This is a genomic window from Geobacillus sp. 46C-IIa, assembly GCF_014679505.1.
GTDB lineage: Bacteria > Bacillota > Bacilli > Bacillales > Anoxybacillaceae > Geobacillus.
Map to the genome: position 1 here is coordinate 3,056,868 of NZ_CP061474.1, position 12,553 is coordinate 3,069,420.

The window sequence follows — 12,553 nt, forward strand, 5'->3', positions numbered from 1 at the left end:
GGGTGTGGTGACTCTATTATACCAAAAGAGGAACGGTTTTCTTCTTTTTTATCCAAAAAAGTGTCCCAAAAGCGAACGCTATGCGAACACTTTTGAGACATCCTCCATAAACAAACTTTTGAAAATAATCGCTAAACGTCATCATGATGGGCTCCCCAGACCCATCAAACGTACCGAAACGATAAATGCGGCTGCTTTCCATGAGTGAAGGGAGCTCGTCTTTTGCAAACACGACATCGTTGGCGATATCGACATGGCCATACGGACTGAAACGCACCCCTTTGTCCGGATGAACGTACATCGCAAGCCGATCCATATCCTTCGCCTTCAGCGCCTCGACAATCGCCAATGCGGCCGACAATACCCTTTCATCGTTCATTGTTTGCCACTCTGCCGCTTTTTTGGCCAACTCTTCGTTCTGCTGTTTCAGCTGATCAATGAGCTGCGCCTGTTCTTGTATTTGCTGGTTTAGTTTGGCTAGATGCGCTTTGCCGCCCGCCTCGTTCACGCAATCAGAAACTAGCAATAAAAAAACCAGCCCAAATACCGACGTCTTTTTCACCGCCTAATTCCCCCTTTTTCTTTGAAGACCATTTTATACGATACCAATAGCGAAAAACACCGTCCCCCTTGTCCGTTCTTCCATGTCCGTGTTCTGAAGCGCAAACAAGGATGGCAATGCATAACTTCTATATTTTATGTTACCTCCCCTTTTTTGTGCATATATTGGATATGGATGACATACTCCTATCGCCGGCGCCGACGCCTAGAAGAGAGGGGATTTCGTCAATCATGCGGCACCAAAAGATGTTTCTCCGCTACGTCAACCTTGATATTTGAAGCTTTCCAAAAACACTGGCGTTAAGAAACAGCGATGTTCATCGAACTTCTAGAGGGGGCTTTCTACGCCATCTTCTTCACTGTCCAAAAGCAAAAGATTTCCGCCGAAGGAAGGTGACCGTAATGAAATTCCTAGAGATACTAAATCGTTTAAAACGAATATTCACAAAAAAAGCCGTACGAAACCACGCAAAAATAAAGAGCACAAAAGAAATGTATTCTGTGAAAGGCGATAAATACAGCCCCAAACGTCACGCCCTGCATATGAGTATTGTCCATACGATCATGAAGCAAGCCCCTTCTTCCCTAAAAACGGAAAGACCCATCGCCATTCTCATTGGTGGCGGAACGGCTTCTGGAAAGACGATGATGCGAAAAACGGTGATTGAGAAACAATTAGCTGAAGCAGGTGTACAGGCAATCATCGTAGATCCCGACGACATAAAAACCTACATTCCCGAATATCACTCACTGCAAAAAAACCATCCAAATGATGCTGCCCGTCTCGTTCATAAAGAATCCCGGGACATTAGCCATTTATTATTGAAACAGCTGATTCGCCATCGCAAACATTTCATTTACGAAGGAACCATGGCTAGAACGAAGGCATATAAACATTTGATGAAGAAGCTAAAAAAGGCCCGTTATAAAGTGCATATTTATATCGTAGACATTCCGCTCGAATTAGCTAAACAACGGGCTGAGGAAAGGGCAAAGATGGCCGGAAGAAAAATTCCTGATCAAGTAATTGAAAATACACACAAGTTAGTCCCTCGAACGTTTCAAGCCATCAAGGACTTGGCCGATCGTTACTATGTATATGACAATCAAGACAAACTCGTACTTATTGCCTCTAACGATTACATAGAGCCCATCTTATACAAGAAGTTTTTAAAAAAAGGAGAAGCATAATAAGAAATAGGCGGCAAACTGTGTCGTGCAACCGCGCCGCAGCCGCTTTTTTTACTTACGTACTTCATTTTTCTTTTTCATGTACACTTCATACTCTTTATGCCACAGCTTCCGCATCCCGTACAAAATAGAGAAAGCCCAATAGGCAGCCGGTTCGTGCATGATCATCGAACTGAATGGAAGGGACGTTAAAGCTTGACGCAACATCTGATCGGCTTGACGACTAGTCAAGTTGCCGATCGTCATCAATTCATCACGGATTTCGCGCAAAAATCTATCGTTTCTAACGTTTTCCGAGGCCTGTCTATGACTCCACAACTGTTTTAACAAAACCGCTTTCATAGATATGTCTTCCGGCTTGAAAACAAGGATATCTAATGTGGTCAAACAGTTGACGGCCCGCATGCTATTTAGAGAAAGCTGATCTTTTGTATGGGAAACTTTTATTTTCTCCATATTAGTCAAATGCCCCTTAGCTACCGGTCCATACACGTAATCGTAATCATGTCTCTTCCCCGTACGGCAATTGAAAACAAACTGTTCCCATGATCGTTGGTGACGCACCCATCCCGGCTCATGGGGCAAAGAAAACTCTTTTCCGTTTAATTGCCGCAGTTGCTTTACATTCAGCTCATACACTAAACAAGCTGGAATTTTGATCTCCGGATGATGGAAATACTGAGACTGACTCATATTAAGCAAGTCTAGTAAGTGGGGAGAAATTTGCGGATGCATGGCTCGAATTTGCGCCCAGTTTTTGGCTTGCTGGAGGTTTAGTGTAACATAAAAACCTTTTCCGAAATCAGTCAGTTCTCGTTGTACATCAAGCCGTATTCCGATCTTCTCGATGATCTTTGCGGCGAACAGATTCGTTCCGTGATAAACTGTACATGTATCATGAGCGGGAAGCATAGGGAGACTTTCCCTCCCCTTCATTGGAGATGATCAAACGTAGTCCGTATATACTTATGAGAAAGAAAATCGATGTATTACCTGAAGGGCTGATGAACAACTGTTCCGCCACGCAATGCTTCTTAAGCACGGCGAAGAGCAGATTCAAAACGCTTCTCTACGTAACAATCCCTCTTACGTCGCGTTTACGACTCCATCGAGCCTTCTGGACAGATTCCATGTTGCAACCAGCAGCGCCAAGGAAGGACCCCGCCTTCCGATGAATAACATCCCCTTTCAATAGACAACCGTCTACCGAAAGGGGATGTTCAGCAACTCCAGTATCACCTTACCCTATTACGCTTTGACCGTCGTATCTTTATCTTTCGGTTTCGTAAAGGAACGATACGCCTCAATGACGAGGAAGATACACAGGACAAACAAGATAAACCCACAAACCACAAGGAACATATTGCCGTTTAAGAAATTCGTTCTCATGAAGACGAGCAACGCGGAAAGCGTCACAATAAACATAAAGATCATCGGGATGATCGTAAACCACGACTTCGTCCCTCTTTTAACAAGCCAGACGCTGACGGCCAGCAACGCCAACGCGCCAAGCATTTGGTTAGCAGAACCGAACAGCGGCCATAAATCGCTCCACGTTCCCGAGAGCGCCAGCGCCGCCGCACCGACGACGATCACTCCTGTTGCTATATGAGGATTGGCAAACGTCTTGGATCTTCCTTCCGCAAACTCTTGCACACCGTATCTCCCAAGCCGCGTCGCTGAATCTAACGTTGTCATGAGAAAAGCTGAAGCCGCCAGAGCGACAAAGGTCGTACCTGCCGCTTCTGGGATTCCGAAATGGCTCATAAAATACCCGAGACCTGCAGAGAAAGCCGGAATCGGTCCACCCAGCTCAACGAGTCGCTGTGTGAACTGCTCCGTCGTCAAATACGCTACCGAGCAGACAACAATCACCGCCAAAAACCCTTCAATCAGCATCCCACCGTAGGCGATGAAACGGCCGCTTCGTTCGTTGTCAAGCTGCTTAGCTGTCGTGCCGCTCGCCACCAAGGAGTGGAATCCAGAAATCGCGCCGCAGGCAATCGTAATAAAGAGAATCGGGAACAACGGACCTAACTTCTCATTGTAAAAGCCGGTGAATCCGGCGAGCTGAAGCGTCGGATTCGCAAAAAGAATGCCGATAAACCCACCGAATATCATGCCATACAACAAATACGAGTTCAAATAATCGCGCGGCTGCAAAAGCAACCAAACCGGCAACACAGATGCTAAATAAGAATAAATGATCAGGAAAAACACCCAAAACGTCGCGCTCATTTTAATCGGGAACACCATGCCAATCCAAACGCAGGCAAACATGACAATGACACCAATGATGCTCGCCAACACAAAATTGACGCGCATTTGGTTGACAAAAAAGCCAAACAACATCGCGACGAAAATAAACAGTAGGGAAGCAGTCGCTGCCGCCGGAACGTTGGCAAACGTATCGGCAACCAACACAATAAACACGCCAACAACAAGAATAATGGTCGCTGTAGAGAACGATAAAAACAATGTTTGGCCGCGCTTGCCGATATACTCTTTAATAACCGTGCCGATCGACTGCGCTTTGTGTCGGATCGATGCTTGCAGCGAGGCATAGTCATGCACCCCGCCAAAGAAAATGCTTCCTAACACAATCCACAACACAGCCGGAATCCAACCGAATACCGCCGCGGAAATTGGACCGACAATCGGACCGCCGCCAGCGATCGTAGCGAAATGGTGTCCAAGCAAAACGGGCCGATTGGTGGAAACATAGTCCTTCCCGTCCGCCATCTCGACGGCCGGCGTCGTCCGGTTTGGGTCCACGCCGAGCTTACGATCAAGATACTTGCCATACGTAAAATAAGCGACAATAAAGGCAATCGCTGAAATTAGCAATAAGGCCACCGCGCTCATAGGCTAATTTTATCCTCCCTCATTAGAGTTTCGATGGACTTGACAAAAGACCTTCCCTTCGGGTGAATATGCACGTTTTTTTGATTAGGATGGAGAATGGCGATATACGTCTCAATCCACCCATGCCAGCCAAATTTTAAAAATTTCACTTTTCGAAACCTCCTCACCTCCTTCAAAACCGCGTCATCGAGCTTGCCATCGGCAATAATTAGACCAAGCACAATCGTGGACATATGTTCTGTATGTTCTTGGATAAATTGATGCTTATATTGATCAATGACATCCTGAAATCGCCTGACAAACGCTAACGAGACAGGTTCGTTTGCGACAGTGGCAAAAACAAGTTGTTGATTTTCCACGCCGTACACTTTCATCTTTTTCGTCACCATATACCGCTCGTCTCTCCGCTTGTAATGGGCAATAAACGCGAGGGGGAAATCGCTGATTTGTTCATCGCGGTATACATCAAAATATAACGTGAATTTGTTCGCTAACTCATGGGCAAAACGGGTCAACCGATCTCCCTCCATTCGTCCTCCCCCTCTTTAAAAATATTTGAACCCTTCCACCCGAATCGTTTTAAAAAAGGGTGGACCAGTCAGTTTCACCTTCAGGTGGTTTTGTTTAAACTCCATCCCTTTTTCTATAAAACACGTAATCCCGTGTTGAACAATCTTTTTGTAAAGGTTTTCATTTTCAGGTTTCTGAAATTCAATCCACACTTCCGATGCCGGAACACAACAATGGTTCGCTTGGAACTTTGAAATCGTTAACACACTTCCTTTCTCCCTCAGCCATTCCCTGGCCTTATCATCGATGCAAATGGAGTAATCCATCATTCATCCCGCCCATCAGCACCTTATTGTTTTTTCTGTATATTCTATACATTATATTATACATTAGTTTTATCTAAAAATATACCCCTTTTCTTCCCCCTATGCCAAGGAGTGATTTCATCGAAAACATGGCGCAGAAAGATGTTTCTTTAATGAACAAACCTTGTTGTTTACAGTTCTCCAAAACTAGTGGCTAACAAACAGTGATGGCGAGAGGGAGTAAAACGTTTGATACACCCTGCTCCCCTCCTTCGTTTGGCGGCATTCTCAACAGCGATACCGGGCGATTCAAAGGCGATATTCCCCCTCTGCCGTCAATGCATAGCATTGGTAATATCCATGACGATGCAAGGGGTGAAGAGTTTAACAGCGGGGACACTGCTTCACGAGAGGGAAGTCATTCTCTTTCCCGCGATCGGCATACGTTTGGACATCAATGCCGAAGTCATGAAATGGTACCACGTCCCCCCTCCTTGAAACGAATCGAAATCTCTGTCCGAAATCATTCACAAAAACTTAGCACATTCCTTCAGAAAAGGAGATAGGGCTTTCTGAAAGAATGTGCAAAAAGGCGGCTCAAAAGCCTTCCTCGGCCGTGATGCCGAGGTTTTCTTTGTGGATAAACTCGGTTTTCAGTTTTTTCACCAATTTCTGCGCTTCTTCATCTTCTACTTTCGCTTCGGCAAACGGCTTTTTGCTTTTTCAATCACTTCATCGTTAATATCACACACCGACACGTCAATCCCTATAAAAAAGCCCGATTCCCTCTCGCCAAGGGAACGAGCTTTTCCTCATGATGATTTTACAAGCAACGCACAGCACTCAACGTGCGCGGTATGCGGAAATAAATCAACCGGCTGGACCATTTTCAATCTATATCCAAATGGGACCAATTCGGCCATATCAGCTGCCAACGTCTCCGGATTGCACGAGACATACACAACCCGCTCCGGCTGAGCCCGGCCGATTTTGCGCATCACCTTCCCGCCCGCCCCCGAACGCGGAGGATCCAAAAGCAACAGCTCCGGTCTTCCGAACTGTTCGAGCACCTCATCGATGCCGCGCCGGGCGTCCCGCGCCAAAAAGTACGTGTTGTCAATGCCGTTGTCTTTCGCGTTGCGTTTGGCCGATTCGATCGATGTTTCCACAATTTCAATGCCAGCTAACGCCTTGACCCGCTTGGCGAACGGCAAAGAAAACGTGCCAACCCCGCAGAAGAGGTCAATCATTTTTTCATGCGGCTGCGGGTCTCCCATTTCCAACGCCAGTTCGACTAGTTTGGCTGCCTGCACCGGGTTCGTTTGGAAAAACGTATCAACCCAGAGACGGTAACGGAACCCGCACAATTCGTCATAAATGAAATCACGGCCAGCCAACACGTGCGTTTGTTCCGCCTGAGCGCGGTCCGCCCACGCCCGGTTCTCAAGCCAAAGCAAGCTTTTCACTTCCGGAAGCGCCTCCGTGATCCGTTCCGCCAAGTCAGCGGCTGCTTGTTTCAACTCCCCTTCCGGCGCTTCGGTCGCAAAAAGCGCCACCATGACTTCCCCGGTCGCAAACGATTCGCGCACCATTAGGTGGCGAAGCAGCCCTTCATGCGCATCTTTGTGATATCCAGGCAGCTGATGATCGCGCGCCCAACGCGCCACCTCCATGGCCGCTTTGACGATCTTCTCGCCGGCGATGAGGCATGTCTCCAACGAAATTACTTGCCGGAAATTCCCTTGCTCGTGCAGCCCAAGCAACCCCTCCGGAGAAAACGTAAACTCCATTTTATTGCGGTAATGCCACGGATGCTCCATCCCGATCGTCTCGCGCACAGCGTTCGGGTCAAATCCGTGCTGCTCTAAGAGCGCCTTCACATGCTCTGTTTTATGCCGCAATTGCCCTTCGTATTGCCAGTGCTGCCAGACACAGCCGCCACAGCGGTCAAAATGCGGACAAGGCGGTTCCAGCCGTTCTGGATGCGCCTCGATCACCTCTTCCAATCGAGCATTGGCCCTCCGGCGTTTCGGCCGATCGATCAACACCCGCACCTTTTCGCCAGGAAGCGTGGATGGGACAGTGAGTTTGAGCTTTTTTCTCTTTCCCTCCTCTTCGTGCCAAACGACCGCTTGCCCGGCTCCTTTTTTATCTAACTGATGAATGTCCGTAATGAATAATTGTTTTGCACGATCTGTCAACGGCTTTCCTCCTTCCAAGATGAGCGGTGTGTTGTCACTCTTTATGTATTGTACACGATGGACGGACGAATACAAAGCAACTGCCTGCCATGGATGCCCTATCAAATATTTATCGTGGTCTTTTAATAGTTAAATAATTCAGATATAACAATCTATTTATCAATGACTAATATTCATGTTAAACTACTCATTGTTCACCAATGAAAAACATTTGTATACGTACGGTGGAATTCGTTCTTATGCACTCATCATGAATGGTCAGGAGGAACGTTATGAAGCAATTCATTGCCAAATGGAATCGAGTCAGCCTCGTCAAACGTATCATTGTCGGCATCATCATCGGGATTATACTTGCAGTTACCGTTCCGGAATCGGCAAAATGGATGTCCATTTTCGGTTCGTTATTTGTTGGCGCTCTAAAGGCGGTCGCTCCTGTATTGGTGTTCTTTCTCGTGATCTCAGCCATTTCTCGGCATCAAAGCGGGCAAAAAACAAACATTCAACATATTCTTATTCTATATGGGTTTAGCACGTTCTTAGCCAGTCTCACTGCCGTCGTAGCCAGCTTTCTCTTTCCGGTTCATTTATCATTAACCGAAAGCGCTAAAGACGTTTCTCCTCCCAGCAACATAACGGAAGTGCTTCAATCATTGCTGTTTAATATTGTCGATAACCCTGTTCACGCCTTATTGAATGCGAACTATATCGGCATTTTGACATGGGCTGTATTGCTTGGCATCGCATTAAGGACCACGCCGGAGACGACCAAAAATGTCATCGCCCATTTCTCTGACGCCATTTCGCAAATTGTCACATGGGTCATCAATTTCGCCCCCATCGGGATCATGGGGCTTGTTTTCGATGCCATTGTCACTAACGGGCTTTCCGCTTTGATGGATTATGGGAAATTATTAGCTGTTCTTCTTGGGACGATGTGTTTTGTGGCATTCGTTATGAATCCACTCATTGTCTTTCTCAACATTCGGCAAAATCCGTATCCGCTCGTTTGGAGATGCATTCGGGAAAGCGGGGTCACAGCGTTCTTTACACGCAGCTCAGCCGCAAACATTCCTGTAAACTTGCGGTTATCCGAAACACTTGGTCTCAATAAAGATACGTATTCGATTTCGATCCCGCTCGGAGCAACGATTAATATGGCTGGCGCCGCTGTGACGATTTCCGTCTTAACGCTCGCTGCGGTTCATACGTTGAAAATTGAAGTTGACTTAGGCACCGCACTCATTCTTAGCGTTCTTTCCGCCATCGCCGCCGCGGGGGCATCCGGTGTCGCTGGGGGATCGCTCCTCCTTATCCCATTAGCATGCAGTTTGTTTGGCATCCCGAATGATATCGCCATGCAAGTCGTAGGGGTCGGTTTCATCATCGGCGTTTTGCAAGATTCATGCGAAACCGCCCTAAACTCATCCTCGGATGTCCTTTTTACCGCAACAGCTGAATATGCGAAAAGACGCAAAGAAGGAAAACAAGTGGCCATCAAGGCATAATGGCATCCCCCTTCGCATGGTGTTTGAAAAGCGAAATCGGGGCCATTCAAGTTGTCCCGACCGGAGACGACCATGAAAACGCAATTTACGAACGTTTCGGCCACCTATGAACTCGCAGTTGCTCTCGGCGCTGTCTTGGGCAAAGACGCACCAGCACAACAAGCTGACGATGATACCATGCCGACATCATGAAAAACACTGTCCGACCGAATCCGTTCGTTTCTCGTTAACGTCCAACACGACCATCCGCAAAGGCTCCTTAAAAGCCGAAAGCAACGATGTTGAAAAACTGCTCCGCAGACCGGTGGCGCCGATCAACAGAGCGCTGACGCAAATCGTTTTGGAAATCGATAGAACCAACCACGAATATTCATCGAAAACCGGCCGTACAAAATAAGCAAACGGCCGGTTTTCCATCCTCTACATTCCGCTCGGTAAAATATCACCAAAATATAGACTTGATTTTCATTTACATATAACGCATTAAAAAAATAACAAAGGACGCTAATCCGATCGACACACCGAAAAGACAGAGCGCCGCCCATTTCATGTCTTTTCTCTTTCGCACAAAACCATACACAAACAAAATGGCTGAGACAACAAACAAAAATAGGATAACGGAAGAAATGCCCACGTTCGTCACTCCTTATCTTGTCCAGAAAATATCCTATGCTCCTTGTAGATCTTGAGATGCGAACTCCCCCCGTAAGCGTTGGATTAGCCATCCCGCAGTTCTAATAGAACGACTTTCACATAATGGAACAATGAAAAAATCGCCTTCCAATCGACCGGGTTAGCTTGGACAACTCAATGTTATGCGTCCATTGTTCCAAGTAAACCCGTGCTTGATGGCCGCTCGAGATATGTGAGGGACTTAACCCTCTCCCGCGCCCAACGCTCACTTTCATTCCCCCCTAAAGGGCTTGGTTTTCTCACTCCCGTTCTATAATAAGCAAAGAAAAATGATTTAGCATTTGCTTTATTGCGCAATTCGCCTGTCAGCATGCCTCTATGTACCTCCTTGTTATTTCCAATCTCCATTATATACGGTTTTCGGCACAAAAGAGGAAGAAAAGCAAGTTTTATGTCTGCCAAATCTTGCGCCAGCCGATGTTGAAGGTTGACTGACTTCTATGCTAGTTTTACGCACGCACAGGGTTCGTACGAGATAATGAGCTCCTTCACTTTTTTCGCTCCCTTCGTCTCCATCTGGCTCACCTCGTTTCGCCGTTTGGCTTCCTCCTCTTCGGACAACTGCAAATACGTTTCAAAAAACCCCAACAACAGCCGTTGCTTCGCCTCATCGAGTTCGAGGCGGACGAGCATGCGCAAAAACTCCTTTTTCACTTCGACTTTTTCCTCTTCATTATACCCCATTTTGCTTAATAAGGCAGCGGCGACGGGATTGTCATGGCGAATGTATCCGCGCCATGGCAGTTTACGCAATTCGATTGTTAGAAAGCAAAAGTCGAGAACGGTCAAGAATGGAAATTGGATCATCAATGAGGAAGGTTCATCATAGTGTTCATCGTAACTGAAGATGGCGATCAGGAGAATGCGGCGGCGGTACTTTTGGCGCAAGTGGCTGAAGTAGATGAACATTCGTTCGGAGAACGTCCGCTGCATGTAGCTTTGGTGTTTAACATGGACAATGACGAGCACGTCTTCCCCTTTTCCCTTTGTTTCGACTAACAAGTCGACACGGTGCTTCTCCCCGGCTGTGATGTCGGTAAACAGTGCTTCGGAGAGAAAGGAAAGGTGATAGACGTCGATGTGCTCGTACACGTCGGGAAAGAAAAGAAGCAAAAACTCTTCAAAAAACGTCGACAGCAGCTCTTTGAACAACCGGTCATGGTCAATTCGCTATTTGGCCACGTTTCCCCTCCTTGCGGTATAGGATTCGTCATATCGTATTCTTCCTCTCCCCAACTAATTCCTTCTTCATCTTCTCCGTTTTTTCGTCTCCATGATGCAACAAAACAGCCGAACACCTTTTGTTGTACAAACAATAGGCCGGATGGACCGGCCCGTTGCCTTTATTTCAGCCGAACCCTCGCCACACACTCCACATGCGCCGTATGCGGAAACATGTCGACCGGCTGGACTTCGATCGTTTCGTAACCGCCATCCTCTAAGATGCGCAAGTCGCGGGCCAAGGTGGCGGGGTTGCACGAGACGTAGACGACGCGCGGTGGTTTCATGGCGATGATCGTCTCGAGCAGTGCGGCGTCACAGCCTTTGCGCGGTGGGTCAACGACGAGACAATCGGCACGGATGCCTTCTTCGTACCAGCGCGGGATGACATCTTCGGCAGCGCCGACAGCGAACGTGGCGTTCGTGATCCCGTTGAGCGCCGCGTTGCGTTTGGCGTCTTCGATCGCTTCGGGGACGATTTCGACGCCGTAGACATGCTTCGCTTTTCTCGCTAAAAAGAGCGAGATCGTACCGATGCCGCAGTAGGCGTCAATGACTGTCTCCGTTCCGGTCAGCTCAGCGTATTCAAGCGCTTTGTCGTACAACACTTTCGTCTGTTCCGGGTTGACCTGATAAAACGAACGAGCCGAGATGGCGAACTGGATGTCGCCAATTCGGTCGGTGATGAACTCACTTCCCCATAACACCCGCGTTTTTGCTCCGAAAATGGCGTTCGTCCGCTCAGGGTTGATGTTTTGCACAATCGATTTCACGCCCGGAATGTCGCGGATGATGTCGCGGACGATCTCTTGTTCGTGCGGCAAATGGTTCGTGCGGGTGACAAGCACGACCATCACCTCACCTGTTGCCGCACCGTAGCGGGCGACAATATGGCGGAGCACGCCGCGGTGGGTGAGTTCGTCGTACGGCGGGACGCCATAACGCTCGGCGATCCGTTTCACCGCTTGGACGACGACATCGTTTTTCTCCTGCTGGATGAGACAAGCGTCCATGTCGATGATTTCGTGACTTCGCTCTTTGTAAAATCCGGCAACCAGTCCCCCTTCGCGCTCACCGACGGGCACTTGCGCCTTATTTCGGTAGCGCCATGGGTTCTTCATCCCGATAACCGGATGGACGGTGACGTGTTCTAGCTTGCCGATGCGGGCGAGCACTTCTTTCACTTGCTTTTCTTTCGCCTTCAGCTGGCCCTCGTAGCTTAGGTGTTGCAGCTGACAGCCGCCGCATTGATGATAGACGGAACAGGGCGGCTCGACGCGGTCCGGGCTCGGTTCGTACAGTTCGATGAGGCGGCCGTACCCGTACCCTTTTTTCACCTTGATCACTTTCACGTTCGCCCGCTCGCCGGGAAGCGCATTTTTCACGAACAGCGGAAAACCATCCACTTTCGCGACGCCGAGTCCGTCGTGAGTCAAATCGGTGAATGTTACGTCATAGTAGTCGTTTTTGGCGACCGGTGCTTGTTGTTTCGCCATGTTGT

9 protein-coding genes and 2 pseudogenes are annotated in these 12,553 nt (G+C 48.0%); 2 read left to right on the top strand and 9 right to left on the bottom strand.

What is annotated here, in order from left to right:
• Positions 1-16: 16 nt before the first annotated feature.
• Positions 17-562, bottom strand: a complete 546-nt coding sequence (locus IC803_RS15365) for an FtsB family cell division protein (RefSeq protein ID WP_223811990.1) — start codon at positions 560-562, stop codon at positions 17-19.
• 401 nt (positions 563-963) lie between these two features.
• On the opposite strand from IC803_RS15365, the gene IC803_RS15370 reads away from it, so the two are divergent.
• Complete coding sequence (locus IC803_RS15370) at positions 964-1,752, top strand: zeta toxin family protein (protein WP_081209792.1); 789 nt, start codon at positions 964-966, stop codon at positions 1,750-1,752.
• A 51-nt stretch (positions 1,753-1,803) separates the two neighbouring features.
• On the opposite strand, the gene IC803_RS15375 is transcribed toward IC803_RS15370, so the two are convergent.
• The 6 genes and pseudogenes from IC803_RS15375 to rlmD (IC803_RS15400) all read right to left on the bottom strand — a co-directional run bounded on the left by IC803_RS15375 (position 1,804) and on the right by rlmD (IC803_RS15400) (position 7,633).
• Entirely contained in the window at positions 1,804-2,664 is an 861-nt protein-coding gene (locus tag IC803_RS15375; RefSeq protein ID WP_081209794.1) for a DUF3990 domain-containing protein, read from the bottom strand.
• Positions 2,665-3,000: 336 nt separating this feature from the next.
• The gene (locus IC803_RS15380; protein ID WP_081209796.1) at positions 3,001-4,617 is read right to left on the bottom strand and encodes a carbon starvation CstA family protein; all 1,617 of its coding nucleotides are present in this window, start codon (positions 4,615-4,617) and stop codon (positions 3,001-3,003) included.
• A complete protein-coding gene (locus IC803_RS15385; RefSeq protein ID WP_081209798.1) occupies positions 4,614-5,147 on the bottom strand; it encodes a DUF8052 family protein in 534 nt (177 codons plus the stop codon). The genes IC803_RS15380 and IC803_RS15385 overlap by 4 nt, the downstream gene beginning before the upstream one ends.
• Positions 5,148-5,162: 15 nt before the next feature.
• Positions 5,163-5,453 (bottom strand): CC/Se motif family (seleno)protein, encoded by a 291-nt coding sequence (locus IC803_RS15390; protein WP_081209800.1) that lies wholly within the window; start codon positions 5,451-5,453, stop codon positions 5,163-5,165.
• A 291-nt stretch (positions 5,454-5,744) separates the two neighbouring features.
• Positions 5,745-5,915 (bottom strand): annotated as a pseudogene (locus IC803_RS15395) (DUF6431 domain-containing protein); the annotation flags it as partial.
• 329 nt (positions 5,916-6,244) lie between these two features.
• Positions 6,245-7,633, bottom strand: coding sequence for a 23S rRNA (uracil(1939)-C(5))-methyltransferase RlmD (gene rlmD / locus IC803_RS15400; RefSeq protein WP_081209802.1), 1,389 nt, complete (start codon positions 7,631-7,633; stop codon positions 6,245-6,247).
• Between the two features lie 272 nt (positions 7,634-7,905).
• Between rlmD (IC803_RS15400) and sstT the strand changes: the two genes are divergently transcribed.
• Positions 7,906-9,138 (top strand): serine/threonine transporter SstT, encoded by a 1,233-nt coding sequence (gene sstT / locus IC803_RS15405; protein ID WP_081209804.1) that lies wholly within the window; start codon positions 7,906-7,908, stop codon positions 9,136-9,138.
• Between the two features lie 1,158 nt (positions 9,139-10,296).
• Here the strand turns inward: sstT and IC803_RS15410 are convergent.
• Both IC803_RS15410 and rlmD (IC803_RS15415) read right to left on the bottom strand, forming a co-directional pair.
• Positions 10,297-10,998: pseudogene (locus IC803_RS15410) on the bottom strand (DUF4351 domain-containing protein); the annotation flags it as partial.
• A gap of 176 nt (positions 10,999-11,174) precedes the next feature.
• A complete protein-coding gene (rlmD, locus tag IC803_RS15415; RefSeq protein ID WP_081209808.1) occupies positions 11,175-12,548 on the bottom strand; it encodes a 23S rRNA (uracil(1939)-C(5))-methyltransferase RlmD in 1,374 nt (457 codons plus the stop codon).
• Positions 12,549-12,553 lie beyond the last annotated feature (5 nt).